This window comes from Ignavibacteria bacterium (assembly GCA_036262055.1).
Lineage (GTDB): Bacteria > Bacteroidota > Ignavibacteria > Tepidaquicellales > Tepidaquicellaceae > DATAJP01.
Genome location: DATAJP010000002.1, coordinates 910440 through 936441, shown reverse-complemented (window position 1 = coordinate 936441; position 26002 = coordinate 910440). Strand labels below are relative to the sequence as shown.

Here is a 26002-nt window from a genome sequence, read left to right as displayed (position 1 = left end):
GTTATGGCTCACATTGTTAATGAAGATAAGCTCATAAAGTTTGAGCGGGATTTAAATGAAATAAAATTCGATTCGATTCCTGTCGGTAGTTTGATTGCAAATTTCTTATATGTTCAGTTTTACCTCGGCAGGGGCGATGAAAGGAATACGGCAATATTAAAAGACAGATTGCTGAATTTTTATCTTAAAAAAAGGGGATTACCACATTTAAATAAAAACAAGGTATTTGATTTCAGTTCTTTACCAACAAATTTGCCATTGTTGACCTTTACTTCGGATAGAAATCATTTTTTTAATATTAATTATCCTTTGCTTAAAGAATTGGAAGTCGATAATTGCATAGCATTTTTAAAGTTTGGTAAGTTCTATGGTAAATTTACGGAAGTAAAACCAAAATATGTTTTTTCTTTGGAGAATTTAAATAATCCAAACCTAAAAAAATGGAATTCAATATATTCTAAAATAAAGCCGGAGTTAAAAACTAAGGTGAATGATTTTGTAAAGAACAATAAATTGCCGAATTATTTTGCGATAAGAATTATTAATGAAATCATAATCCAAACAATTTATGTTCTTATATTTAAAAGTATTCTTTCAATTTTGAAGTCATCATATATTATAGTTGAATACGATAGGTTGAATATTTTATCGGTTCTTGCGTCAGTTGCTAAAAAGATGTTTATTCCTGTTTACACTATGTCACATGGTATTATTGCAAATAAATTTGCATATAGTCCTCTGATAGCGGATAAGGTTTTTTCATGGGGTGAAAAACAGAAAAAACTTTACGAGATTATAGGAGTAACTTCTGAAGAAATTTACGTTACAGGGGCAACTCAATTTAGTACTGATGAACACAAGGATTCGGAAATTAAAAAAAGATATGGGTTTCAGAACGACGATAAAATCATATTACTTGCTACGAATCCGACACTGCAAGATTTAAGGATAAAACTTGTAAATCTATTTGGCGAAGCAATTCAAAGTTCAAACGGACAGATTAAAGGAATAATTAAAATTCATCCATCTGAAAAAATTTCAGATTATGATTTTATTAAAGAGAGTTATCCGGAAATAAAAGTTTTTGATAATAAAAATATGTGTTACGAAGATACGTTTAAAATTGCAGATTTAATGTGTGTATACAATTCGGCTATTTCGAACGATGCTTTAATTAAGAGAATTCCGGTAGCTGTTATTAATGTAAATGAAAATTTTATCGGACAGAATGAATCTCTATATAGAGATTACAACTTTCCTGTCTGTTATACAGCAAATGATTTAAAAGAACTAACCACATATTTTTTTGAAGGTAAAACAAGTAATAGTTATATAAGCTCGATTGATAATTTCATATCAAAGAATTTTAAAGCATTCGGGTCCGAAGCTGCAAAGAATGTACTCAGATATATAAATAATGCCAGCTAAAAATAAAAATATCTTCATTGCGGGAATTACGGGGACGCTTGGCACAGCGGTGAAAAATCTTTTTGAAAAGAATGGATACAATTGTTACGGTTCATCATCAAAAGAATCCGGAAAAAATATTTTTAAGATAGATTTTGAAAATATTGATGTAAAAGAAATTGGAAACATGAAAATTCCGGAACTTGATGCATTAGTAATAACTTCGGGATATGAACCGCAAATGAATTTAACCGAATCTACCGAAGAGCATTTTGATAAAATGATTAACATACATCTAAAAGGACCATTTCTTTTAATAAAATATTTAAGAAAAAAATTAAAAAATAATTCATGCATCATACTTGTTTCTTCAATTGCCGCTTATAAAGGCAGCTATGACCCTTCGTATGCTACTGTTAAAGGAGGATTAATTTCATTAACGCGAAGCCTTGCACGCGAGCTTGCACCGGATATACGAGTTAATGCAATTGCTCCGGGTCTTATAGATGGAAGCCCCGTTCATAAACGAATGACTGACGATTTCAGAAAAAAACATATGGATGCGAGTCTGACAAAAAAACTTATTACCCCGACAGAATGCGCAGATGCAATTTTATTTTTAGTTTCGGAAAAAAATATTACAGGGCAAATATTACATATAAACGGGGGACAATTTTTTGGCGGATAAGTACAGTATAATAATAATAGGCGGCGGGATTTTCGGTTTAACAAATGCAATTATTCTTGCAGAAAAGGGACATAAGGTTACAGTTGTTGAAAAAAATTATGATGTGCTTCTTGAAGCTTCAATGGTTAATCAAAACAGAATACATCTGGGGTATCATTATCCAAGAAGCTTGCAGACTGGCAAAGAATCAATTAAAGGTCTTGAATCTTTTAAGGATATGTATGGCGATTGCATAGTCGGTGATTTTAAAAAATATTATGCTATAGCAAAGAACGGTTCGCATACCGATACGCAGGGATTTATTGATTTTTGTAAAGCGCTAAAACTTCCTTTGAAAAAAGGATTTCCGGACAAAAAAATTCTGAACCGGAATTTGGTCGATGAGTGCTGGATAACTCCGGAAACTATTTTCGATTATTTCAAATTGAGGCAAAATATTATTTATAGAATCCGTGAAAATAAAAATATTCGTATAATCAGGAATGCTTATCCACGAAGAATTACTCTCGGAAGTCCTGTCACTGTTGAGCTTAACAATAATTATAAACTAACGGGTGACTTTGTTATTAATGCAACATATTCAGGAATTTCTGAAATGTCCCGCATGATTGACGGAAAAGAAATTCCTGCGCAGGCAGAACTATGCGTGATGCCGATTTTACAAATGAGCAAGCCGCCGGATGCTTTCGGAGTAACAATAATGGACGGACCGTTCTGTTCTTTAATGCCAAAAGGATTATCTCACGGGGAATTTATTTTATATCACGTGACTTATTCTGTTTTGCAAAATCATAAGGGCTCTAACAGAACAGGATGGGACCCGTTTGACGGATTGGTGGAATTTGAACTAATGGAGCAGGCGCAAAGATTTTTTCCGATAATAAAAGATATGAAGTGGAAGGAATCGTGGATTACTACCCGTGTGGTTCTTCCTGAACAAGAGCTCGATGATGCAAGACCGACTTTGTTGATTAAGCATACTCCTAACATATTTACTATATTCAGCGGAAAATTGACAACTTGTGTAGATTCGGCTTATAACGTGTTGGAGGAAATTGAAAAAACCTGATTCAAAAAAGCTTCTCGTTGTTTGCAGAACTCTTCCTCCATTGATTGTCGGTTCTTCGATACTTATGAGCAATCTGATAAATAATTACAAAGGTAAAGTTTATGCTATTGGCGGATGGCAATATGAAGCAAAATCAGATAAGAGCTTTAAACTAAATTGCGAAACCACCTATGTGAAATTCAACTTAAAAATTTTTCAAAGAATTTTTGAAAAATATTCATATAAGTTTATTGGTTATATAAAAAATAAAATAAAGCAAAAAGCTAAGGAAAAAAAAGCGGATTATATAATGGGAGTTTACCCAAACTCTGTTTTTTTTGTTGCCGCTTTTCTTGCTGCTAAGGAAGAAAATATTCCGTTTATAGCATATATGCACGACCTCTGGCAGGAAAATTATACGGCTGAATCTATTAACGGAAAATTAGCCGCGGAATACGAAAAAGAAATTTTAACAAATTCTTATAAAGTGTTCTGCATGACTGGCATACAGAAAAATTTTTATGATGAAAAATATAACAGATGCTTAAAAACGGATTTGTTTCCTCATAGCATTTCCGATGATAAGCTTGAAGGATTTGAATTAAAAAATTCTTATACTGTTTCGGGTTCTGCAAAAATTTTATATACTGGTAACATTAGCAACGGGATGAATCTTGATGCAATTAAAGTTTTAATAAAGTCTCTTGATTATTTAGGGGGGGATATAAAAGTTACTATTTTGTGCAGTTTTGATAATGAAACATTAAAACGTTACGGAATTTTTGATGAAAGAATTACTTATAACTGGGTTGACATGAAAGAAGCATTTGAAATGCAGATGAAATCCGATATTTTATTTTTACCTTTATCATTCAAGAACTGTTCACCGCTTGAAGTGAAAACCGTTTATGCAACTAAGGCTCTTGACTATCTTGTCTCCGGAACCCCGATACTTGTGTTTTCACCTCCTGAATCTTTTCATACTGTGAGTGCAAAAGAATCAGGATGGGGATATGTAGTTGAAAAAGATGATGCTGAGTTACTTGCAGAAAGTATAAAAAAATTATTAGGGAATAACGAACTGAAGAAAAATTTGGTTTTTAATTCATTTGAAGAAGCAAAAAGACGTAGGAGCTCTTTAATTGCAGAAAAATTATATAAAACTATTAACAATTGATCACAATGATTGATAAAAAAACTTTTCCATATAAAAAAGCTTTAGTAACCGGTGGAGCGGGATTTATAGGAAGTCACTTGGTTGAAGAACTTGTAAAAATGGATGTTGATACAATAAGCGTAGATAATTATTTCGCAGGTAAAGAAGAAAATCTTGCACACTTAAAACAATATCCGAATTTTCAAGAGGTCAAATGTGATGTGCTGGATTTTGAACAGCTGGATGAATTATATAAAGGCGTTGAAGTTGTATTTCATCAGGCAGCATCGAAAAAAACTATTTGCATGAATAATCCACGGCTTGACCTTGATATTAACGCGAAGGGAGCGTTCAATCTGCTCGAGCTTGCTGTGAAACATAAAGTTAAAAAATTTGTTCACGCATCCACGGGCTCTGTATATGGTGAAGCGCAATATTTTCCGCAGGATGAACAGCATCCGCTTGTTCCCTCTTCATATTATGGCGTGAGCAAGCTTGCCGGCGAGAAATACGCAAAAACTTTTAATCATTTATATGGTTTAAATACTACAGTATTAAGGTATTTTCATGTCTATGGACCAAGACAGGAGTCGAGCGACGTTGGCGGAGTAGTTTCCATTTTTACAAGGAAAATGTTAAAAGGCGAACCTATAAAAATATACGGAGACGGCACACAGCAGCGTTCGTTTACTTACGTCAAAGATGTTGTGAAGGCAAACTTGATGTCTGCTGCTTCAAAAAAATCTGAAGCACAGGTTTATAACTGTGCGTCAGGAATAAAAGTTACTGTTAAAGAACTTGCAAATATGGTTGCTGACATCCTCGGAATTAAAAATCAGCAAATAATTTATGATGACTGGATGCCGGGTGATATAAAAGTTTTTGACATCGACAATAAAAAAATTAAGGAAGATTTCGGAATTGAGTTTGTAACAAATTTCAGGGAAGGGCTTGAACAGACTGTTAATTGGGGAAAAGAGTATTTCAAAAAGGAGCTGAAGCTTGTATAAAGGTTATAACATAGCCGTTTCAATTCCTGCATATAACGAAGAGCTTCTGATTCCTGAAACATTGGAGGGAATACCTGACTATGTTGACAAAATTTATGTTGTAAATGATGCAAGTAAAGATAAAACACTTGAGAAAATTAATGCTTGTAAGAGTAAGGATCCGAGAATTGAAATAATTAATCATGAAAAAAATCTCGGATTGGGTCAGTCCTTAATTGACGGATATGTTTATAGTAAAAACAATCCTGATATTGATATAACTGCTGTTATGGCTGGTGATAATCAGATGCATCCGGACGACCTTGCATTATTGCTTGATAAAATGATTGAGAAAGAATTGGACTACGTTAAAGGAAATCGCTTACTTCATCAGAATATCGACTCTATGCCAAAACATAGGTTTTTCGGAAATGCATTTCTTACTATTATGACGAAATTTGCGACAGGGTATTATTCTCTGATGGATCCTCAATGCGGATATACGATAATAAAAAACTCAGCTTTGAGAAATATTCCGATTGAAAAAATGACAAAGGGTTACGGATACAACGCGGATATTTTATGCATGTTGAATATAGAAAGATTTAAAGTTTCCGACCAACAAGTTCGTCCAGTTTATGACCGAGAAAAAAGTAAAATTAAATTATATAAATACGTTCCCAAGACAAGCTGGCTTCTGACTAAATTATTTTTCAGAAGATTATGGAAAAGATATATCGTGCTTGATTTTCATCCGCTTATTTTATTTTACTTGTTTGCTTTGCTAAATATTGTTGCAATAATAATTCCTTTCACCATAAGGTTTATTTATTATTATTTTACCGAAGGAAAGGCTCCGCAAACCACTTTAATTATTTTAATTTTTTCAATATTAATGACATTTCAGTCCATACTATTTGCAATATGGATGGATATGGATTACAATAAAAAGTTTAATCTTTAATTTAATATATTTATGAGAATTTGTTCAAGATGCATGATGGATGAAACGGTTTCAGAGATTATATTCGATGAAAATGGTGTTTGCCAATATTGTAAAATGCATGACAGGTTAAATGAGCTTTACCCTTTGAATGAAGAAGGTAAAAAGGCTTTCGAGAAATTAATTGCTGATGTTAAAGAATCCGGTAAAGGCAAAAAATATGATTGCATAATGGGCGTAAGCGGAGGTACCGACAGTACTTTTGCATTATATAATGCCGTTAAATTAGGTTTAAGACCTCTTGCCGTTCATCTTGATAACGGTTGGGACTCTGAAATCGCGGTTCAGAATATTAAAAATGCTTGTAAAAAACTTAATGTTGATTTATATACTCATGTTCTTGACTGGGAAGAGTTTAAAAATATTCAGATTTCGTTTCTGAAAGCATCGACACCCGATGCTGAAGTTCCGACTGATGTTGCTATAATGTCCGTGCTTATAAGAGTAGCAGGCGATGAAGGAGTTAAATATGTATTAAACGGTCATTCATTCAGGACCGAAGGTATTTCTCCTCTCAGCTGGTCATGCATTGACGGAAAATACATAGAAAATGTTCAGAAGCAGTTCGGTAAAGTTAAGATGAAAACGTTTCCTAATTTTCTCGCAAAGGATTTGCTTTATTATACATTTGTAAAAGGGGTAAAAGTCGTTCCTTTTCTGAATTATTATGATTACGTGAAGCCGAAAGTCAAACCGTTCCTTACGGAAGAACTCGGATGGATTGATTACGGCGCTCATCATCATGAAACATATTACACAATTTTTTATCATGCATTTTTGCTCCCGCAAAAGTTCGGTATTGACAAAAGAAAAACCGAATATTCCGCAATGATAAGAGAAGGATTATTAACGCGCGATGAAGCTATGGCGGATTTTAAAAACAACCCGACAGAATATGATAAACGCGTTGTTGATTATACTATTGATAAGCTTGGTTTAACTAAAGATGAATTTGAAAAAATTTATAATTATCCCGTTAAATCTTTTAAGGATTACAAAACATATTTCAGCACGCTTCAGACATTTAAAAAACCAATCAGGATGCTTGTCAATATGGGGCTTTTTCCAGAGCTGCTTTACATGAAATATATAGGAAAGGATTAAATAATATGGTAATAATAAACTACGGCATGGGGAATTTGCACTCGGTTCTTAAGGCAATAGAGCGTTTAAATTATTCTGCAAAAATTTCCGAAAGCAAAGAAGACATTTTGAATGCCGATAAGTTGCTTTTACCTGGAGTCGGACATTTCGGAAGCGGGATGAAAAGATTAAAAGAGCTTGGGTACTATGACATTCTTAATAAAAAAGTTCTCGAGGACAAAACGCCGATACTCGGCATTTGTCTCGGCATGCAGTTATTTACAAAACATAGCGAAGAGGGTGATACCGAAGGATTCGGATGGATTGATGCAGAAACAAAACGATTTGAATTCCCCGGCGATGCGCATCACAAATACCGTGTTCCTCACATCGGCTGGAACACTGTTGATGTAACTAAAAAAGATAATGTATTGATGACGGACATTCTTGAAAAAGACGAGAACCCTGCTTTTTATTTTGTGCACTCATATTTTGTACAATGTAAAAATGAAAGTGATGTTTTATTGAAAACCGAATATGGAAACGAGTTTGTCTCGGGAGTGAACAAAGGCAACATTTACGGAACGCAGTTTCATCCCGAAAAAAGCCACAGCATCGGGCTGAACATTATTAAAAATTTTATTGAGAAAGTAAATTAATGTTCAGACCCAGAGTTATTCCGTGTTTATTGTTGAAGCATCTTGGATTAGTTAAGACGGTTAAGTTCAAAGACCCTACATACATAGGTGACCCTATTAATGCAGTAAAAATTTTTAATGAACTTGAGGCTGATGAACTTGCGTTTCTTGATATCACTGCATCTAAGGAAAACCGCCTGATAGATATTGAGCTTGTAAAAAGAATTGGCAAAGAAGCATTTATGCCTTTTGCTGTCGGCGGTGGAATTAAGTCAATTGAAGAAGTAAAAAGAATTCTCGGCTCGGGAGCTGAAAAAATAATCATTAATACAAACTCCGTGAATGACCCGGAGCTTGTGAATAAAGCTGCTGAATATTCAGGCAACCAGAGCGTGGTAGTTTCCATAGACGTGAAGAAAAATTTATTCGGAAAATATCAGATGTTCACAAAATCCGGAACGCAAAAAACTTCAATAGACCCTGTTGAACATGCTAAGAAAATGGAACAGGCGGGAGCAGGTGAAATTTTAATAAACTCGATTGATAAAGACGGAACAATGACGGGCTATGACGTGAATCTTATAAGACAAATTGCCGATAACGTAACCATTCCGGTTATTGCAATCGGCGGAGCGGGAACGTTTGAGCATTTCAGGGAAGCTGTTGACGAAGGACATGCCTCTGCGGTCGCGGCAGGAAGCATGTTTGTATTTCACGGCCCCAGAAGAGCTGTATTAATTAATTACCCGACCGAAAAAGAGTTAGAAAAAATATTTAATTAATATTGTCAAATTTCGGAAATAATCTTAAAAAATTTTCCAGATATTTTATTTCCATTATATTTCTGGGATTTGCCGTTTATATCGTTATAAAGAATGATTACTTAAGCTTATTAAAGAATATTACCGTATTTGATTTTGTGGTATCAATTCTTTTTTGCTGGGTATTTTACATAATCGGCGGTTTGCAGATTGTTTATGTTCTGAAAAAACTTGACAATGTTAAATTTAAGTTCATTGATATTCTTGCATTCCCGTTCGGACAAAGTTTATGGGGATACATAATTCCTAAAGGTGGAATATTATATTTATCTTTTATTATTAAATCAAAATATAATGTCGGTTTAAAAAATACTTTGTCGATTTCTTTGTTTAGTTATTTTGTATCGTTCATTTTTTGCGGAATAACCGGTTTAGTTTATTCCTATAAGTTCAACTATAGACCTGAATTTGTAATTATTTCCTTGCTGTTTTTGCTGAGTCCTTTGATGTTCGTAGCTTTTGCAAAAATTTCAGGCAAAGTCAAAACAACAGACAGCAGTTTCTTAGGTAAAATAAAAAATATTCTTTTAGAATCAAATGCCTTCATAAACAATTTATGGAAAAATCCTTCTCTGATAATCGGCTCCGTGCTGATTTATGTATTGAGATTGATTTGCCTTAGCGGATGGTATTATTTTCTGATTGTAAATTTTAATTTTAATTATGATTACCTGGATGTTGTTCTTATTTCACTGCTTACTGAATTCCTTGAAATAATAAGAATTATTCCGGGAAATTTCGGCTTACAGGAACTTGCAAACGGCGGATTGTTTTATTTGATAAGCAATAATTTTGTTGATGGTGTTTTTATAAGCCTATATACACGTGTCATAATTCTATTTTTGACGTTCACCGTCGGATTATATTATGTCCACATCAATAGTGAACATTTTTCTTTTAAAGAAATAAAAAATACACTTTTAAATTTCAGCTCTAGGAATGTCGGAAATTACTCATAAAAAATTATCGGAAGAAGAAGCTAAGCAGAAAGAATATTATAATTCCATTGCTGAAGATTATGATAAACATTATTCGGAAAAATATTCTTTAAAGTACAGGTACGACCTTTTTGATTATATTCTTAAAGGCATTGACCTAAAAGGAGCTAATGTTCTTGATGCAATGTGTGGTAATGGACAAAATACACAATATTTTTTAAATAAAGGTGCAAATGTAACAGGGCTTGACATTTCCGAAGGTCAATGTTCTCTTTTTGCCAAGCGTTATCCTAAAACGAAAATTGTCTGCGCATCGATTCTTGATACGGGTTTTGCCAATAATACATTTGATTTTATAATTTCTGATTCACTTCATCACCTTCATCCGCGTGTCAATGAAGCAATAAATGAAATTCACCGCATACTCAAGCCCGGCGGGAAATACATGATTTGGGAACCTGCAGCGGGTTCTATTATGGATTATTTTAGGAAACTCTGGTATAAAACCGACAATAAATATTTCGAGGAAAACGAACAGTCGATTGATATAAACAAAATTAAACAGGATTTTAGTAATAAATTTGATTTCTTAAAAATAAAATACGGAGGTAATATTGGTTACCTGCTTGTTCATGAGAGTATTGCTTTTAGAATTCCGATTAATTTAATAAAATATTACGCCCCGGTTTTGCTTCCTATAGACCGCTTCATACAAAAATTTCAATTCAAGCTGATTTCTTGTTGGGGTATCACAGTTGTTAGAAAAAAATGAATATATTGAGATTAACCTTTTTTAACAAACGCTTCAACATTTCCGAAAAAAAACTTTTACTGTATGTTTTTTTAATTTCCTGCATATTTCGTGTAGTATATAGTATTGTTAATTTTTATATCTTCGGCACCGAGAAGTGGGCTGATGATTTTGATTATTTGACTTATGCAGATTATGTCCTTCAGCAAGGACCTTTTGTTGGAAAGCTTCCTGTAGGACCTGCGGAAGTCGGACCCGTGTTTCCATGGATAATCGCAGCTGTATTTTTGATTTTCGGGAAAAATTATCTGGCTGTAATTATTTTAAATTCTATCGTCAGCGCTCTCATTCCGGTTATTATTTATTATGTGGCTAAAATAGTATTTGATGTTAATGTAGCTTTTCTTTCATCGCTCTGGGCAATCATTTATATTCCTTATTACGTTGAGCTTCCTTTTATTCTCAAAGAAAGCTGGATGCAGTTTCTTTTTATCCTGACTGTGCTTCTTTTTTTAAAAAGCTTAAACAGAAAAGATGGATTAAAATATTTAATTTTAGCTTCAGTAGTTTTTGCATTTTTTATCCATATGGATGAAAGATATTTTTCGTTTTTTCCTGTGTTTCTTTTAGGATATGTCTTTCTAAATAAGTCAAAAGACAGTTCACGTTTTATAAAGCCGGCTTTTTTCCTTTTAATAGTTGCGATGTTAATGATTCCCTGGACAATAAGAAATTACAATGTTTATGGAAGACCCATAGTGCTGACCGAACGGACTGCAAAGTTTACCGATAAACTCTTAGGATATCCGCAAGATGAACATGATTTTTATGAGATAAGTCCTTACAGCAGAAAGATGATACCTTTATATGAAGGCATTAGAGATTCTATATTAGCAGGGTATGAAATAAAAAGTAATGTAAGATTCTTAAGAAATATGAACGAAGGAATCAGCAAAGGCAATATCCCTCGAGCTTATGGAACAATCGAAAATTATTTTTCGGAATTTATTGACCTTTGGTCGCCGGCAAGGTTTAACGATTATTATGTTGCAAACGGATTCCGGTATCAAAAAGCATGGTCAACACGAAATAATATATTATTCATTCTTTCGTATGGAGTATTATTACCATTTTTATTAATTAGCATTGTTTTAATTTTCAAACATAAAAATTCTAAAGGAATGTTTCTTTTGATTTTGTTGGTAATGCAGACTATAATACACGTTTTTTTAGCCCATGCAAGATTCCGTTACCGAGTGCCTGTTGATTCCGTAGTTATTATATGTTCATTTTATGCAATATTTGAAACTTTAAAAACATTTAATATTAAATTCATTAAGGTAGAAATTGACAAGTAGCGGTCAGAGCATAAATATTTTTGTTCACCCGGTTAAGCTATTTTTATTTACTATGTTAATATACATAGTAACCTTTGTCGGTGGAGTGTTTTCAGAGCTTAATCTGCAGATTATACTCGGTTCATTCATGGCGGTTTTCGCGCTAATTTTTTTGTATCAAAAAACCGAACTTCTTTATTTTTTATTCGTCGGATTTATGTTAATCGGTGACTCAGTCACCGGCAATATTCTGGGGTTTAATTATGATTACGAGAAGATGGCAAATTATTTTTTTCTACTGACCAATCTTTTCGGATTTGTAACGTTTTTTTCTTTTTTAATAAATAAAAAATTAGCCCGGTATTTTAAAGCGAATTTTAATATTGGAATTCTTGAACTTTCATTATTAATTTTTTTGTTCCTTTCAATTATTTCCACAGTTTCCTCGTCATATGCAGACCCGAGTGTCAGACAACTTTACAGATATATTGTTTATGTGTTATTTTATTTTCTTACGTTTGCTGTTATAAATAATGAAAGAATATTTAAACGTCTGATTGTGTTCCTATGCATAATATTTGTTTTTTATGTTTTCATTTCATTTTATAAATTCTTATTTACTGATGATGCATATTATCCTGCATCATACAGAATAATTAACTTTTTGCCATTTGTTATTGCTTTATACAGCTATCTTGCCGCCGTTAACAGAAAAGCACTCCAAACTCTTGTCGTTCTTGCATGGGCATTGCTGGGCACATTTGCTACATTTTTTAGTGAGAGCCGGCGTTCCGTTATTGGCGTATCCATAATCTGGCTCTTAAAATTTACCAGACTTAATGTTCAAACTTTCAGATATTTGATTTTTGTGGTTATAGGAGTTTACATTGTAGTAAATACATTACCTCAGCCCCTTATGGAGCGAATTCAGGGAACGGAGTTCACACTTGAGATATTGTTAAAAGGCGGAGAAGAAGGTCTTGAGCAGTCCGGACTTGAAGGAACACTTTTTACCGAAAGAAACGTTATTTGGGCTTACGGATTTCAGTTATTTTTGGCAAATCCTATTTTTGGTGTTGGTATGATGAATTCTCAGGAATTGATTGTTGACTTAGGATATATGCGTGCAGCAAGAATGCATAATCTTTATCTTCAGATTCTTGTTGACATGGGGATTGCGGGAATATTGTCATATTTTTTTATTATTTTTATGGTTTTTTATTATCTTTCAAAAACTATAAGGATATTTAAGAGGATTAATAATAAATTTATGGTGTATATGAGCTATGCTATACGGGATTATTATATCGCGGTTCTTATAATCGGATTTTTTGGAGCATGGGGAATATATGATAAAATCGAATGGTTTATATATGGTATTGTTGCTGCGTCTTTTAACCTTGCAAAGCATCAATCGAAAGAAGTAAATGAAGCAAATAGGGTGAAAGCACTTGAGACATAATCTTCTTTTTGTAACGGATAGTTTGGGCTTAGGAGGTCAGGAGAAGCAATTATATTATCTTCTGAAGAATATCCAAAACAAATATAATTGCACCCTTGTTGTGTGGAATTCTGATGCCAATATTAAATATCAAAAAAGCAGTAAGTATTCTGATGAAATTTCAGATATGAATGTAGAATTGATTAAGCTTGATTCAAGTTTAAGTTCTTTAAAAAAAACATTATTACTTAGAAAAATAAATAAAAGGGTCAGCGCTGATTTAATTATATCATATTCTTTTTATTTAAGCTTTTATTCATGGCTCGCCTCAAAATTCAGTAAAGCCAAAGCAATAGGTTCTTTCAGAAGTCAGATAGTAAAATCGGAAAAAGACATAAACAAGATTTTTGTTTATTTGTGTGTATTGTTTCCGAAATATTTTATTTCAAACAATAAAAACTTCAATAAAGGATTTGCGTTTAATTTCATTTTTAAGTTCAAGAAGGTTTTTATTGTCCCTAATGGTATTGATTTTACATCTATTAAATATGGCTACCATGAACAAGGTGAATATATTAATAGTATTTCCATTGGAACTTTGAATCCAGTCAAACGAGTTGATTTAGCTATTGAGGTTATAAAAAAACTGACTGAAAACGGTTTTAAGATTAAGCACGTTCACTTAGGACACGGGAAATTATTAGAAGAATACCGTCAAAAAATTAATTCTTATGGTTTGCAAAACAATTTCATTTTTGCAGGTGAAGTTGAAAATGTAAATGAATATTTATCAAATGCGGATATTTTTTTATTGACTTCCGATTATGAAGGGTTCCCTAATGTCATACTTGAGGCAATGGCATCGGGAAAGTCCGTTGTTACAACAGATGCAGGAGATGCGGGGTTAATAGTAAAAGAAAATGAAACCGGATTTGTTTGCAAAACGGGAGATCTGGATTGCTTATATAAAAAAATTATTGTTCTTATGAACAATTATGATTTGAGAAAAAGCATGTCGGAGAATTCAAGAAAAGTTGTTGAAGAAAATTATTCTATGGAAAATTTTGTAAATAAATCCATCACAGTTTTTGACTCTGTAATTAAAGATTAGGTTGAATGAAAGAGATTAAAGTTCTTATGCTTCATGTCGGAGATCCTGTTGCTGAAAACTCTTTAAGTTCTGATGAAAACTATATAAAGGCAATTTGTTTAAATGATTTGCAGGAGCATACTTATCTTAAGAAAGATATTATAAATGCATTCCAGCAAATGGAATCGCTTGCAAAAAATGGTGTTGATATTAAATACGGTTTTTGGACGAATAGAAAATCCATTAAAGATCTTTTAAATGCCGGTCGCAAAATTAAAAAATTAATTAAAGACGAAAATCCTGATTTGGTTCACGTGTTCTGGGGAGCATCGAGCTCCCTCATTGCGGTAATGTATTCAAACAAACCTGTGGTAATTTCTTTTAGCGGGAGTGATTTACTCGGTTCGGTAAATTCTTCGGGCAAATATAATCTAAGCGGAAATATTTCAAGAATTATGTCTTTAATATCCGCTGTGTTTGCTAAAGAAATCATTACTAAAAGCGAGCATATGAAGACAAAATTATGGAAAAATACGCAGAAAAAGGTGACTGTAATCCCGAACGGAGTCGAGCTTTCACAATTTTACGTAATTGATAAAAACGAGGCCCGTGAGTTTTTGGGACTGGATAAGAATAAGAAAATAATAATATTTTTTAACGGCTCGGGAGCTTACGTGAAAAATCAGCCGCTTGCTGAAGAAACCTTTAAGTTAATTAAAAATAAAATTCCCGAATCCGAGCTAATGATTTTAAAAGACATTCCGCATAACAAACTCGTATATTATTACAACGCCGCTGATTTAATGCTTCTTACATCTTTTCATGAAGGTTCAAATAACTCTGTGAAAGAAGCAATGGCGTGCAATCTTCCGATTGTTTCGGTAAATTGCGGTGACACAAAAGAAAGACTCGAAGGAGTTGTGAACTCAGCAATCGTTACTGATTATAAACCGGAGTTGCTTGCTAAGGAATCAATAAATATCTTATTAAAAAACGAACGAAGTGATTCAAGAAAAAAAATTAATGAAGTCTCAATGCAGACTATCGCTGAAAAAATTACAAACTTATACAAGACTGTCCTAAGGTAAATGAAGAATAACCAAAATTATAAAATGTGTTCTTTGAGCGTGATGGATAACTCAGGCGACCCTGATATTTCATTTGATGAAAACGGAATATGCAATTATTATTACGAATATTTTGAAAAATCAAAATTAAGAACGATACCCGACGATGAAAAAGACGAACGTTTAGCCGAAATAATAAAAAATATAAAAGACGCAGGAAAAAATAACCAGTATGATTGCATTATTGGTATAAGCGGAGGAGTTGACAGCTCCTATACTGCTTATCTTGTCAAGAAATTAGGTCTCAGACCTATGGCTGTCCATTTTGATAACGGCTGGGACTCGGAGCTTGCAGTCAGCAACATTAAAAAAATTCTGAATAAGCTCGGAATCGATTTATATACGTATGTAATAGACTGGGAAGAGTTTAAGGACATACAGCTTTCTTTCTTAAAGGCATCGACACCGGATGGCGAAATACCCACCGACCATGCCATTTTAGCGGTGCTTTACAAGATTGCAAATGAGAATAAAATAAAATATATTGTCAGCGGTAATAACTTCCGTACCGAGGGCATAATGCCGCCAAGCTGGGCTTACGGTCATATTGATTGGAAATATATAAAAGGTGTGCATAAAAAATTTGGCAAGGTTAAATTCAAATCCTTTCCGTATATTACACTGCCAAAATATTTATATTATACTTTCGTTAAAGGAATAAAGATGGTTTCAATTTTGAACTATATAAATTATGACAAAGTAAAAGCACAGAAAATTCTGGAAGATGAACTTGGATGGCAATATTACGGAGGTAAGCATTACGAATCAATTTATACAAGGTTTTATCAGTCATATATATTGCCTAATAAATTCAATATTGATAAACGAAAAATTCATTTATCAACATTGATTTTTGCCGGCTTATTATCAAAAGAGGAAGCTCTGGAAGAAATGAGCAAACCTGCGTATCCTGAAGAAAAACTGAAGTTCGAAAAAGAATATGTGATAAACAAATTCGGAATTTCAGAAAAGGAGTTTGATGAAATTATGTCAGCTCCCGTTAAAAGCTTCAGGGATTATCCTAATTCAAACGGCATCCATCAAAAATATAAGAATGTACTAAACTTTCTAAGAAAAAAGAAAATCTTATATAACTAAAATCGTGGATAACAAAGTCCGTGATATCATCGAATGGGATATTGCTGCCTGGAAGGTTTGTCTTAAGTATTGGGACTGTGTGTTGGATAAGTATAAAACTAAATCCGACTTACGAGGGCTCGAAATAGGGGCAAGAAGCGGCGGTTTAACTCTTTATTTATCAACCAAGCTCGACATAGAAGTTTACTGTTCTGACTTAGTTAATCCAAAACCCACAGCAAGCGAGCTTCATTCAAAATATAATCTCAAGAATATTCATTATTTAAGTGCAGATGCAAAGCGGCTTCCTTTTGAAGACAATTATTTTGATATTGTAGCATTTAAGTCTGTACTTGGTGCAGTTGGTAGAGATGACAATTTTAGCGACCAAAAAGAAGCTATGAAAGAAATCAAAAGAGTGCTCAAAAAAGACGGAATATTGTTATTTGCTGAAAATGCAACAGCATCTTCTGTGCATAAAGTTTTGCGAAAAATGTTTATTTCGTGGTCAGAATACTGGCGTTATATTTCTTTTGAGGAAATGCAGGAACTGTTAAAAATTTTTAACAGTTATGATTTAAAGTCAAGCGGATTTTTAAACGTTTTTTTAAGGTCAGAATCGATGAAAAATGTTTTTTCACCTGTAGATAATTTAGTTTGTAAAATTATTCCGTCAGATATGAAATATATTTTATATGGTTCTGCTGTTAAATAATTTTTAATTATTACACATTTCATTGATATACGTTTCCTTTATTAATATCTTATCTAATCTCTAACTTTTTAAAACTTACCGTAAATTATTGAATATTATTTTTTTTGGAAGAGATAATTCGTTTAACAGGGCAATTATCAAGTTTCTGAATTTAGATCACAAAGTCATAGCAGTATTCTGGGTTGAAAATGACAGATACACTTTTAAGCATAAGGTTAAAAAATTTAACAAACGCCGAAAAAAATACGGCTTGCTAAAGGCTTCGGATGAAGTTTTGTTTCATGCATTCGACAGGTTATTTCTTAGAAAGAAAGAAGGCAACAAACTTAAGGAATATCCTGAATATTTTTTCCAAAAACATAAACTTGATTGTCCTGAATACAGAATAGAAAAGATTCACAATAAAGAATGGCTTGATAAAATCCGTGAGCTTAAGCCCGATTTGATTTTCAATGTATGCTCAAACACGATTTTTAAACCCAATCTGTATAACATACCAAAATACGGCACTCTTGTTTTGCATGAGGGCGTAACACCGGAATATAAAGGACTCCACAGCAACTTATGGGCGTTAATGAATAAGGATTTTGATAAAGTCGGATATACTTTGTTGAAAGTTAATGACGAAATAGACGGAGGAGAATTGGTTTCTCAGGCAGTATATAAACTAAAAAATGATGAAAGTTACAGGATGTGGGGATATATTTCGCATAAAAGCATAATTGAAAATCTTCATATTATGAGAGAAGACCTTAAAAAATATGAACAAACTAATGAAGTAAAGAAAAATGACCCTGCCAGGAAACGCAATTATTATACTTGGATTGGGTTAAGTAATTTCCTGAAATTATATCGTAAAAATTATAAAAATAATTGATATTTAATTTTTAAGCTACTCGCTTGATTATAAGCATAATCATACCTACCTATAACGAAATCAATTACATAGACGAGTTAATAAATTCCCTTCTTAAAAATAATATTAAGGATTGTGAAATACTTTTTGCGGACGGAGGTTCAACTGACGGCACACAGGAAGTCATAAAAAAATATTCCGCTAAGTATCCGTTTATTAAATTAGTTGAAAACGAAAAACAATATGTGAACTTTGGTTTCAATAAAGCTTTTAAACAGTCAGTTGGCAAATATGTAACTTTAATGGGTGCTCATGCAAAATATCCTCCCGATTTTTTTGTTAATGCAATAAAATATCTCGATGCTGATGAATGTGATGCGGTAGGAGGACCTTTGGTGCAGTCAGGAACCACTTCCAAAGGAAAAGCAATTGCATATTGCTTATCATCTAAGTTTGGTGTTGGCAACACGGAATTCCGCGTTTACAAAGATAAAAGATATGTTGACAGTGTTGCTTTTGCTGTTTATAAACGTGAAGTGTTTGAGAAGGCCGGTCTGCTTGATGAAGATTTAATTAAAAATCATGATGATGAATTCCATTATCGTCTGAATAAATTCGGATTCAGAATTCTTATGGTTCCCGAAATGCAATGTGAGTATTTTGTGAGAAACAGCTTTGCTGGTTTATTCAAACAATATTATAATTACGGTTTATATAAACCTCTTGTATTTGCAAAGCTTAAAACCGGGATAAGAATGAGGCATTTAATTCCGCCGTTGTTTTCCCTATATATTTTGTTTTTACCTCTGGCAATTATCTTTCCGTTTTATCTTATACCGCTTACGATTTATCTGGTTGGAAATTTTTACTTTTCGTTTATAAACTCAAATTCATTTAAAATAAAACTCTTTTCATTCCTGGCTTTTCCGATTATACACTTCAGTTACGGATTAGGATTCTTATTCGGCTTAGGAAAATTATTTTAAATTCATCAGATTACAAATCTTCCATCTTCAAGTATGCGGTGTTTGTTCCCTGCTTTATCATAACCCGCAACGTTTATATCTTTTGTTCCAATCATAAAATCTGTATGCACTAGCGAAAAATTACAACCATGTTTTTTCATTTCTTCAGGCGATGTTAAATCATTTCCATTTTCAATACAGGCGCTAAATCCCCTGCCGAGCGCAATATGACACGCAGCGTTTTCATCATAAAGAATGCTGTTAAATATTAATCCGCTTTCAAAAATTTTCGAACGGCTGTCAACAAGTGCAACTTCGCCAAGATACCTTGCGCCTTCATCAATATTAAAATAAGTATCAAGAATTTCCTTGTTGTTGTCACATCCGTAATCAACAAGCTTCCCCTCTTTAAACTCAAACCAAATTCCATTGATTTGCGTCTCAAGAACCTTCACGGGACGGGTAACTTTTGCTCTACCGTTTGTTCTTCTGAAATCAGGAGTAGTAAAAACTTCTTCAGTCGGCAAGTTCGGAATGAACGTTCTGCCATTAAGGGCATTTACCAAACCGCCCTTCCAGATGCATCCCGAATTAAGCCCGATTTCAAGATTTGTTCCATCTGCACTGAAAACCAATTTATCCAAATTCATGCTCGCAAGCTTGATTGCTCTTATATTCAGCTGCTCTGCGTGTTCTTTCCATTCCTTCACAGGGTCATGCGCATCGAGACGAAGTATCTTAATAAGATTTTCAGATAATTTTTCTTTTGCTTTATTTTCATCATCAATTCCTGTTACACGTTTTGCCCAGTTTACTCCCGGAGGAGCAGCTATAGACCATTGCATATGAAAAGAAGTTATTGCCTGCGCCTGTCTCATATAAGCTTTTTGTTCATTCTTCGTTATGATTTCCATTTTATGTGTGTCAATCCCTTTCATCACATCTATTTCATCAACATTGTCAATTTTCAGAAACGCCCAATCATTTGCAAGAAGCTCATTGCTTCTGGTGACGCTGTAATTTGGAATGAATTCCAAAAATGATTCTTTCTTGTTTCTGGCAATGCGCGATTTTTTTATTTTATCAGAGCTGAACCATACATCAACATATTTTGCTCCATTTTCATAAGCAGTATCGGCAACCATCACTGCAAAATCATGGTTAAGAACTCCTGCAATTATGAGCAGGCACTGCCCTTCATAAATATCGAGAGCGCTTTTTACAATTACTTCCGAATACTTTTTTAATAAATCGGGTGACATTTAATTGGCTTTTAGTATATAAGGAAAGCTAAATTTCGCTTATTTTTATTAATTATGATAGTAAGTAATTTGAGATATTTCTATACTTTTGATAATAAAAATATAATTCTATGAAATCATTTCTGCCAATTATTTTAATAACCGGTGGAATAATTCTTTTTCTGATTATGATGATGGTATTCCGAAAAGGAAATGTTAAAAAAGATAATAATAACGGTAATAAAACTTAAAACCGTTAGTTATTATCCATCAAATTGGTTTTTAGAAATGATAAAACTTTAAGTTTGGAATTTATGGTTGCTTCTTGATTATGATTAGGATTACTTGGATTTGCAAAACCATGAGAAGCATCATAAGTCAGCACAACTAAAGACTTTCCGGCAGTTTCCATATTTTTTTGAAATGCCGTAACAGTTGAATCCGTTATTGATTTATCCTGCGATGCCCAAACCATAAGAACGGGGCACTCAAGTTTACTTAAACGCTCGATACTTCCTTCGGGCTGTCCGTAATAAAACACACACGCATCACATTTGCTTCCGAGCTCAATTGCTGCCTGAAGAGACCACGTTCCTCCAAAACACCATCCTAAAGTTGCAATCTGAGCATCTGAACCGGCGTAAGTAGATGCTCCTGAAATCATTTTATAAATCCTGTTCTTATCAACAGACTGAACATACTTAGATGCTTCTTCCCTTGTTGTTGCAACTTTACCGTCATATAAATCAAGAGCGAGAACATTAACAGCGCCTAAATCATTATTTATTTCATCGGATTCTTTTTTTATGTAATCATTAAGTCCCCACCATTCCTGAAAAACAAAAATCCACTTATTTGAAGGAACTGCCGACTTAACTAAATATCCGCTTGCAGTTGTGCCGTCATCTAGAGAGTAAGTAATAGTTTCACCTTTAAAATCTTTATAGTCTGATGGCAGCGGATTAGGATGTATGTTTCTGAATCCTGCATCATTCCCGAATGAAGCAAATTTATCAACAGCTTCAAACTTGCAATCCTCGTTTTCAGCTGTTTCACAACAAGGAGCTTTCGTGGTTGTTTGAGCAAATAAATCTGCAGTCAAGAATAAAACTGAAAACACAAAAAAAATCCGGAATATTGATTTCATTGATTTCATAGCGTTCGTTTCTGTTTGGTAAGTTACAAATATAAACGATTGTAAAACTAAAATAATTCCTTTAAATCACACTCTAAAATTGAAATCTACAAAGGGTTCATCATTTTCTATTCTTTCTTTGCGGTTTTTTATGCGCTCAGCCCCTCTGCCCAGAATGTAATCATCCCCCATTGTTCGGTAAATCAAAATGTGAAGCAGTATGTCACGCAATCTTAAAAAATGCGGAATCTCACTAAACCATTTTTTGTCAAGCGAAAAATGTTTTGAGTAACCTTCCATGTAATCATTGAAATACTTCGGGATTTTTTTATTTCGTTCTTCAGGAGAAAGAATATGATAAACCGAATAATACATTGACATTGCTATGTCAAAAATAAACCAGCAGTAATTTATATCATCGAAATCAAATAACGTAATGTTATTGTTTTCATCAACAGCAAAATTTCCACCGTGAACATCGGAATGAATAAGCCCAAAGCTCTTTGAATCTTTCGGAAGCTTTGCAACATAATCCATTATTTCATTCCACTTCTTTGCAATAACAATGTCTTCCTTACGAATATATTTATCAACGTATCTGTGTTCCGGTTCCCAATCCGGTCGTTGATATCCCGGCGGCTCTTTATAGTTCAATGCAAGCTTATGCATTTTGGCTGTAGCTTCGCCTACTTGTTTATAAGGATGATTTTCTTCTGTCGGGGCATTACCTTTTGCGCGATTGAAAAGAACCGCAGAAAAATATCCTCCCTCAACATTAAAAGTTTCAACCCATTCATTGTTTGCTGATTTATTTGGAACTGCAGCAGGCACATCGTTTTCATATAAGTAATTTATCCAGTTTACTTCTGCCTGAACCAGATTACGCGGACGTCTATCCGAATGAGTTATTCTCAGTACATAATCTTTACCGTTTTTAGAACAAAAATAAACAAGATTTTCAAATGCAAATTTAACAGGTTCGGCGGATTTAAGACCGTATCTTTTTAAAAAATCATCTAAAATAGCATCTGAAAATAAACTTTTTACTTTTTTATCCAATATTTTTAATGTTTAACTAAAATTAGGCATTAAATAGAAGTATATAAATGAAATATTCTTATTTGATCCGGCAAATAAAATTATTAAACATTTTTCTCTGACCTGCGTAAAAAATAAAATATTTCCCCTATCTGAAACCAAATCTAAGCAAAATGAAAAGATTTTTTATAATTTGTATTTCCCTTACTTTATTTATTTGTAACTATGCTTTTTCACAGAGCAAGGGTTCTATAACGGGAACAGTCATCGAAGAAATTTCTGCAAAACCGCTTGAAGGAGTCTCGGTTAAGCTTATGGATGCAGCAGGAACAACTATAAACGGTGATGTTACAAAAACCGACGGCAGCTTTTCAATTACAGACATTGATTTCGGAAAATATAATCTTGAAATTTCTTTTATAGGATATAAAACAATCACAAGAAATGATGTTGAAGTCGCAAACAGTGATGTTTTAAATTTAGGTCAGATAAAACTGTTAAGCGACAGCATAAAAACCGATGAAATCCTTGTTGAGACAGACAAACCGAACGTTCAGTTTGAAGATGATAAGCTTGTTTATAATGTCGGAAGCAATACGGTTGCAAAAGGTGAAACCGTTCTTGATGTTCTTAAAAAAACTCCCATGGTGAGTGTAGATGAACAGGATAACGTGAGTATAAGAGGAAACACGGGTGTGAAAATTTTAATTGATGGAAAAGAATCACGTTCGTTCAGCAATCTGAATCAGATGCCTGCTGAACTTGTTGAAAAAATTGAGGTAATAACAAATCCTTCTGCAAAATATCAGGCAGAAGGAGTTGCGGGAATTATCAATATAGTCTTAAAAGATATGGATGTATTCGGAACAAACGGTTACTTGAATCTTAGCGGAGGTTATAAAGATATATATAATGCAGGTACAACCCTTGGATTAAAGAAAAATAAATTTTCAGCTGAACTGAATTTATATACAGGACAGTGGTATAGCGATGGAACAGGTTTCAGCAGACGTGATAATCTGAACAACCAATCATTAAAATATGTGACTAATGATTATAACAGCTCTAACCGTTCGAGATGGTATTATGGCGCTCCCTCAATGAACTATACATTCGATAAAAAGACCTTCGTTGAATTTTTTGGTGATTTTGTCATCTCAAACTGGACTTATAAATATAATTCGAATATAAATAATACTACTTCGCAAAATGTTTCCGTTTCGCAAATTGACCAGAGGAACAATATGGACGGCAAATGGAAAAGTTACAACGCAGGGATATTTTTTAATAAAAAATTTAATGAAGACGGCGACCATGAACTAAGCATTCAAACATCATACAATAAGCCGGGCAATGACCAAAATAATTTCATAACAAGAAGCTCTATGGATGGGAATGGAAATCCTACATCACCAAATCCTTATGTTTACAAGGAAAACAGAAACTTTAACTATAATAACTTTTATGCATCTGCCGATTACATTTTGCCAATTGACAAAACAAATAAATTTGAAGCAGGATATAAAGGTTCGATTGAGAATGAAGACAATGACTTCACAAATGATTCATTAAATCATGCTACCGGACAGTATGATAGAAATACTTTGATTTCCAATAGATTTAAATATGATAAAAACATTCAGGCATTATATACTGTGTTCAATACATCTCTGGCGGGGATAGGAATTAAAGCGGGGTTAAGAATGGAACATGCAGATATAAATGGTGATGTAATTAATACCGGACAAAAATTTAATAATAAATATACAGACTTATTTCCGAGCGCAACCATAAGTTATAAATTCGGAATGACCGAAGAAATTAAAGCGAGCTACAGCAGAAGAATAAACAGACCATTCAGCTGGTTTCTTAATCCGTTCCTGAGTCAGAATACACCACAGGCGTTGTATTCAGGAAACCCGGACCTTGACCCTGAATACACAAACAGCTTCGAACTTGCTTTCATGAAATTTTTCGGAACGTTCTCCGTTACTCCGACCGCATTCTTCAGGAGAAAAACCGATGTGATTTCTTTTTACAGTGAGCTTATCGACAGCAACACAACCTTTTCAACATATAGAAACATAGGAACTTCGGATAATTACGGGATGGATTTGATTATCGGCGGCAGACCATTGAACTGGTTAAATTTAAACGGGACTCTTAGCTATTACATATCCAAGTTTGATGAAAATTCCTTGCCTTCAGGAGCAGAAAGAGAAGGAAGCTTGTGGCAGGCAAATTTAAATTCATTTGTTACATTGCCTGAAAATTTTTCTTTGCAGATTTTTTATAACTATCAGGGTGATAACGTTACGGTTCAGGGAAAGACAAAGGGCTTTCATAATTTAAGTGCAGGTGTTAGCAAAAGTTTTCTCGATAATACTTTGACTTTTAACTTGATGGTAAGAGATATTTTAAAACAAAGCAGTTTTTATGCAGAAACCTATGCGTCGGGATATACGTCCGTGAATGAAACTAAAAACAATCAAAGAACAATTAATTTTTCCATTTCATATAGATTCGGAAAAATGGAACAGGAGCAAAAACCCCAAAGAAAAAACGAGGGAAGCAACCAGCAAGCGCCTCCACCAACTAATTAAACTTTACCTGACTGAAAACTGTTATGAAGATTATAAATGGTGTAACAAAAAAGGGTTAGAAATTGCATTCTAACCCTTTAATTTTTCAGTAACTTATTCGAGCGGAACCGACGGGACTCGAACCCGCGACCTCTTGAGTGACAGTCACATTTATAACATCAAAATATTGAAAATAAAGCAGAATCAAAGTTTTTGCTTTCCATTTTTTACCTAAAATCAACCACTTTTTTCAAAAATCGCTGACAAGTTTTTTAAAAGATTTTTAAAAATCTTCAAAAAATATGTTGATGGATTAAACTCCGATTTTTTTTATAACTATACTTTTTTATTTAGCGATTAAAATAAAACTTATCCAGCGTTATAGATACTTGAAAAAAAAATTCTGCTTTAAATATGCGGTGAATTATAGATTAAATTTGCGTATAATATTTCATTATCAAATGAGATTTTTTAAATACATATATTGTAATATTAAACATTCTCCTTTTATTAAGGATAATTCTTCTATTGCTAACCTTATTTTATTATTAGGAATAGTTTTATTTTTTGCTGTTCTTGAAGATTTTTCTACAGAAATTTCTCTCGATAAAAATGAAATTACAAATGTAATTCAAATTCTTGATAGCTCTGAAGAAGATTTATTTTTTGAAGACATAATAGTAATAATTAATCAAAAAAATTTTGTAACATTCTTAAGTATTCAAGATGTAATAATTGAACCGGTAGAATTATTCCACATTTTTTCCAACCGCTCTCCACCTGAAGTCTGTTAAATCTTACTTTATAAGTAATTAAAAATTATTCGTAATATCATACCTGTATCTGTTTATTGTTTACAACAGAAAAGTATTATGC

24 protein-coding genes are annotated in these 26002 nt (G+C 33.3%); 21 read left to right on the top strand and 3 right to left on the bottom strand.

What is annotated here, in order from left to right; genetic code table 11:
• The first annotated feature begins 3 nt into the window (after positions 1 to 3).
• The 19 genes from VHP32_06055 (at position 4) to VHP32_05965 (ending at position 19151) form a co-directional block, all read left to right on the top strand.
• On the top strand, positions 4 to 1428 hold the full coding sequence (locus VHP32_06055; protein ID HEX2787451.1) for a hypothetical protein: 1425 nt from the start codon (positions 4 to 6) through the stop codon (positions 1426 to 1428).
• Positions 1418 to 2095, top strand: coding sequence for an SDR family oxidoreductase (locus tag VHP32_06050; GenBank protein ID HEX2787450.1), 678 nt, complete (start codon positions 1418 to 1420; stop codon positions 2093 to 2095). The genes VHP32_06055 and VHP32_06050 overlap by 11 nt, the downstream gene beginning before the upstream one ends.
• Positions 2085 to 3164, top strand: coding sequence for an FAD-dependent oxidoreductase (locus VHP32_06045; GenBank protein HEX2787449.1), 1080 nt, complete (start codon positions 2085 to 2087; stop codon positions 3162 to 3164). The genes VHP32_06050 and VHP32_06045 overlap by 11 nt, the downstream gene beginning before the upstream one ends.
• The gene (locus tag VHP32_06040; GenBank protein ID HEX2787448.1) at positions 3151 to 4320 is read left to right on the top strand and encodes a hypothetical protein; all 1170 of its coding nucleotides are present in this window, start codon (positions 3151 to 3153) and stop codon (positions 4318 to 4320) included. Before VHP32_06045 ends, VHP32_06040 begins: the two co-directional genes overlap by 14 nt.
• A gap of 5 nt (positions 4321 to 4325) precedes the next feature.
• Positions 4326 to 5309 (top strand): SDR family NAD(P)-dependent oxidoreductase, encoded by a 984-nt coding sequence (locus VHP32_06035; GenBank protein ID HEX2787447.1) that lies wholly within the window; start codon positions 4326 to 4328, stop codon positions 5307 to 5309.
• Positions 5302 to 6252: a glycosyltransferase family 2 protein gene (locus VHP32_06030; protein ID HEX2787446.1), complete on the top strand. Its 951-nt coding sequence runs from the start codon at positions 5302 to 5304 to the stop codon at positions 6250 to 6252. The genes VHP32_06035 and VHP32_06030 overlap by 8 nt, the downstream gene beginning before the upstream one ends.
• A 12-nt stretch (positions 6253 to 6264) precedes the next feature.
• A complete protein-coding gene (locus VHP32_06025; protein ID HEX2787445.1) occupies positions 6265 to 7395 on the top strand; it encodes an N-acetyl sugar amidotransferase in 1131 nt (376 codons plus the stop codon).
• Positions 7396 to 7400: 5 nt separating this feature from the next.
• Positions 7401 to 8033, top strand: a complete 633-nt coding sequence (gene hisH / locus VHP32_06020; protein HEX2787444.1) for an imidazole glycerol phosphate synthase subunit HisH — start codon at positions 7401 to 7403, stop codon at positions 8031 to 8033.
• Positions 8033 to 8794: an AglZ/HisF2 family acetamidino modification protein gene (locus VHP32_06015; protein ID HEX2787443.1), complete on the top strand. Its 762-nt coding sequence runs from the start codon at positions 8033 to 8035 to the stop codon at positions 8792 to 8794. Before hisH ends, VHP32_06015 begins: the two co-directional genes overlap by 1 nt.
• A 2-nt stretch (positions 8795 to 8796) precedes the next feature.
• The gene (locus tag VHP32_06010; GenBank protein HEX2787442.1) at positions 8797 to 9792 is read left to right on the top strand and encodes a lysylphosphatidylglycerol synthase domain-containing protein; all 996 of its coding nucleotides are present in this window, start codon (positions 8797 to 8799) and stop codon (positions 9790 to 9792) included.
• Positions 9773 to 10543 carry a class I SAM-dependent methyltransferase gene (locus VHP32_06005; GenBank protein HEX2787441.1) on the top strand — a complete coding sequence of 257 codons (771 nt, stop codon included), beginning with the start codon at positions 9773 to 9775 and terminating at the stop codon, positions 10541 to 10543. Before VHP32_06010 ends, VHP32_06005 begins: the two co-directional genes overlap by 20 nt.
• A 5-nt stretch (positions 10544 to 10548) precedes the next feature.
• Positions 10549 to 11880 (top strand): glycosyltransferase family 39 protein, encoded by a 1332-nt coding sequence (locus tag VHP32_06000; protein ID HEX2787440.1) that lies wholly within the window; start codon positions 10549 to 10551, stop codon positions 11878 to 11880.
• Between the two features lie 52 nt (positions 11881 to 11932).
• Complete coding sequence (locus VHP32_05995; protein ID HEX2787439.1) at positions 11933 to 13321, top strand: O-antigen ligase family protein; 1389 nt, start codon at positions 11933 to 11935, stop codon at positions 13319 to 13321.
• Entirely contained in the window at positions 13311 to 14411 is a 1101-nt protein-coding gene (locus tag VHP32_05990) for a glycosyltransferase (protein HEX2787438.1), read from the top strand. The genes VHP32_05995 and VHP32_05990 overlap by 11 nt, the downstream gene beginning before the upstream one ends.
• A gap of 5 nt (positions 14412 to 14416) precedes the next feature.
• The gene (locus VHP32_05985) at positions 14417 to 15478 is read left to right on the top strand and encodes a glycosyltransferase (protein HEX2787437.1); all 1062 of its coding nucleotides are present in this window, start codon (positions 14417 to 14419) and stop codon (positions 15476 to 15478) included.
• A complete protein-coding gene (locus VHP32_05980) occupies positions 15479 to 16615 on the top strand; it encodes an N-acetyl sugar amidotransferase (protein ID HEX2787436.1) in 1137 nt (378 codons plus the stop codon). It begins immediately after the preceding gene.
• A gap of 4 nt (positions 16616 to 16619) precedes the next feature.
• The gene (locus tag VHP32_05975; GenBank protein HEX2787435.1) at positions 16620 to 17309 is read left to right on the top strand and encodes a class I SAM-dependent methyltransferase; all 690 of its coding nucleotides are present in this window, start codon (positions 16620 to 16622) and stop codon (positions 17307 to 17309) included.
• Positions 17310 to 17397: 88 nt separating this feature from the next.
• Positions 17398 to 18186 (top strand): formyltransferase family protein, encoded by a 789-nt coding sequence (locus VHP32_05970; protein HEX2787434.1) that lies wholly within the window; start codon positions 17398 to 17400, stop codon positions 18184 to 18186.
• 23 nt (positions 18187 to 18209) lie between these two features.
• Positions 18210 to 19151 carry a glycosyltransferase family 2 protein gene (locus VHP32_05965; protein ID HEX2787433.1) on the top strand — a complete coding sequence of 314 codons (942 nt, stop codon included), beginning with the start codon at positions 18210 to 18212 and terminating at the stop codon, positions 19149 to 19151.
• 5 nt (positions 19152 to 19156) lie between these two features.
• Here VHP32_05965 and VHP32_05960 read toward each other — a convergent pair whose 3' ends face one another.
• From VHP32_05960 to VHP32_05950, 3 genes are all read right to left on the bottom strand, one after another.
• The gene (locus tag VHP32_05960; protein ID HEX2787432.1) at positions 19157 to 20392 is read right to left on the bottom strand and encodes an aminopeptidase; all 1236 of its coding nucleotides are present in this window, start codon (positions 20390 to 20392) and stop codon (positions 19157 to 19159) included.
• A 235-nt stretch (positions 20393 to 20627) separates the two neighbouring features.
• Positions 20628 to 21518 carry a dienelactone hydrolase family protein gene (locus VHP32_05955; GenBank protein ID HEX2787431.1) on the bottom strand — a complete coding sequence of 297 codons (891 nt, stop codon included), beginning with the start codon at positions 21516 to 21518 and terminating at the stop codon, positions 20628 to 20630.
• Between the two features lie 75 nt (positions 21519 to 21593).
• A complete protein-coding gene (locus VHP32_05950; GenBank protein HEX2787430.1) occupies positions 21594 to 22565 on the bottom strand; it encodes a phosphotransferase in 972 nt (323 codons plus the stop codon).
• A gap of 152 nt (positions 22566 to 22717) precedes the next feature.
• Between VHP32_05950 and VHP32_05945 the strand changes: the two genes are divergently transcribed.
• Together VHP32_05945 and VHP32_05940 are read left to right on the top strand one after the other, a co-directional pair.
• Positions 22718 to 25147, top strand: a complete 2430-nt coding sequence (locus tag VHP32_05945; GenBank protein HEX2787429.1) for a TonB-dependent receptor — start codon at positions 22718 to 22720, stop codon at positions 25145 to 25147.
• Between the two features lie 440 nt (positions 25148 to 25587).
• Positions 25588 to 25920 carry a hypothetical protein gene (locus VHP32_05940; protein ID HEX2787428.1) on the top strand — a complete coding sequence of 111 codons (333 nt, stop codon included), beginning with the start codon at positions 25588 to 25590 and terminating at the stop codon, positions 25918 to 25920.
• The last annotated feature ends 82 nt before the right edge of the window (positions 25921 to 26002 follow it).

Coding starts and splice junctions, on each gene's coding strand:
- VHP32_05960 (HEX2787432.1), bottom strand. CDS start 20,392: ATGTCACCCGATTTATTAAAAAAGTATTCGGAAGTAATTGTAAAAAGC.
- VHP32_05995 (HEX2787439.1), top strand. CDS start 11,933: ATGTTAATATACATAGTAACCTTTGTCGGTGGAGTGTTTTCAGAGCTT.
- VHP32_06005 (HEX2787441.1), top strand. CDS start 9,773: ATGTCGGAAATTACTCATAAAAAATTATCGGAAGAAGAAGCTAAGCAG.
- VHP32_05945 (HEX2787429.1), top strand. CDS start 22,718: ATGAAAAGATTTTTTATAATTTGTATTTCCCTTACTTTATTTATTTGT.
- VHP32_05980 (HEX2787436.1), top strand. CDS start 15,479: ATGAAGAATAACCAAAATTATAAAATGTGTTCTTTGAGCGTGATGGAT.
- VHP32_06055 (HEX2787451.1), top strand. CDS start 4: ATGGCTCACATTGTTAATGAAGATAAGCTCATAAAGTTTGAGCGGGAT.
- VHP32_06050 (HEX2787450.1), top strand. CDS start 1,418: ATGCCAGCTAAAAATAAAAATATCTTCATTGCGGGAATTACGGGGACG.
- VHP32_05940 (HEX2787428.1), top strand. CDS start 25,588: ATGAGATTTTTTAAATACATATATTGTAATATTAAACATTCTCCTTTT.
- VHP32_06025 (HEX2787445.1), top strand. CDS start 6,265: ATGAGAATTTGTTCAAGATGCATGATGGATGAAACGGTTTCAGAGATT.
- hisH (HEX2787444.1), top strand. CDS start 7,401: ATGGTAATAATAAACTACGGCATGGGGAATTTGCACTCGGTTCTTAAG.
- VHP32_06015 (HEX2787443.1), top strand. CDS start 8,033: ATGTTCAGACCCAGAGTTATTCCGTGTTTATTGTTGAAGCATCTTGGA.
- VHP32_06035 (HEX2787447.1), top strand. CDS start 4,326: ATGATTGATAAAAAAACTTTTCCATATAAAAAAGCTTTAGTAACCGGT.
- VHP32_05985 (HEX2787437.1), top strand. CDS start 14,417: ATGAAAGAGATTAAAGTTCTTATGCTTCATGTCGGAGATCCTGTTGCT.
- VHP32_05955 (HEX2787431.1), bottom strand. CDS start 21,518: ATGAAATCAATATTCCGGATTTTTTTTGTGTTTTCAGTTTTATTCTTG.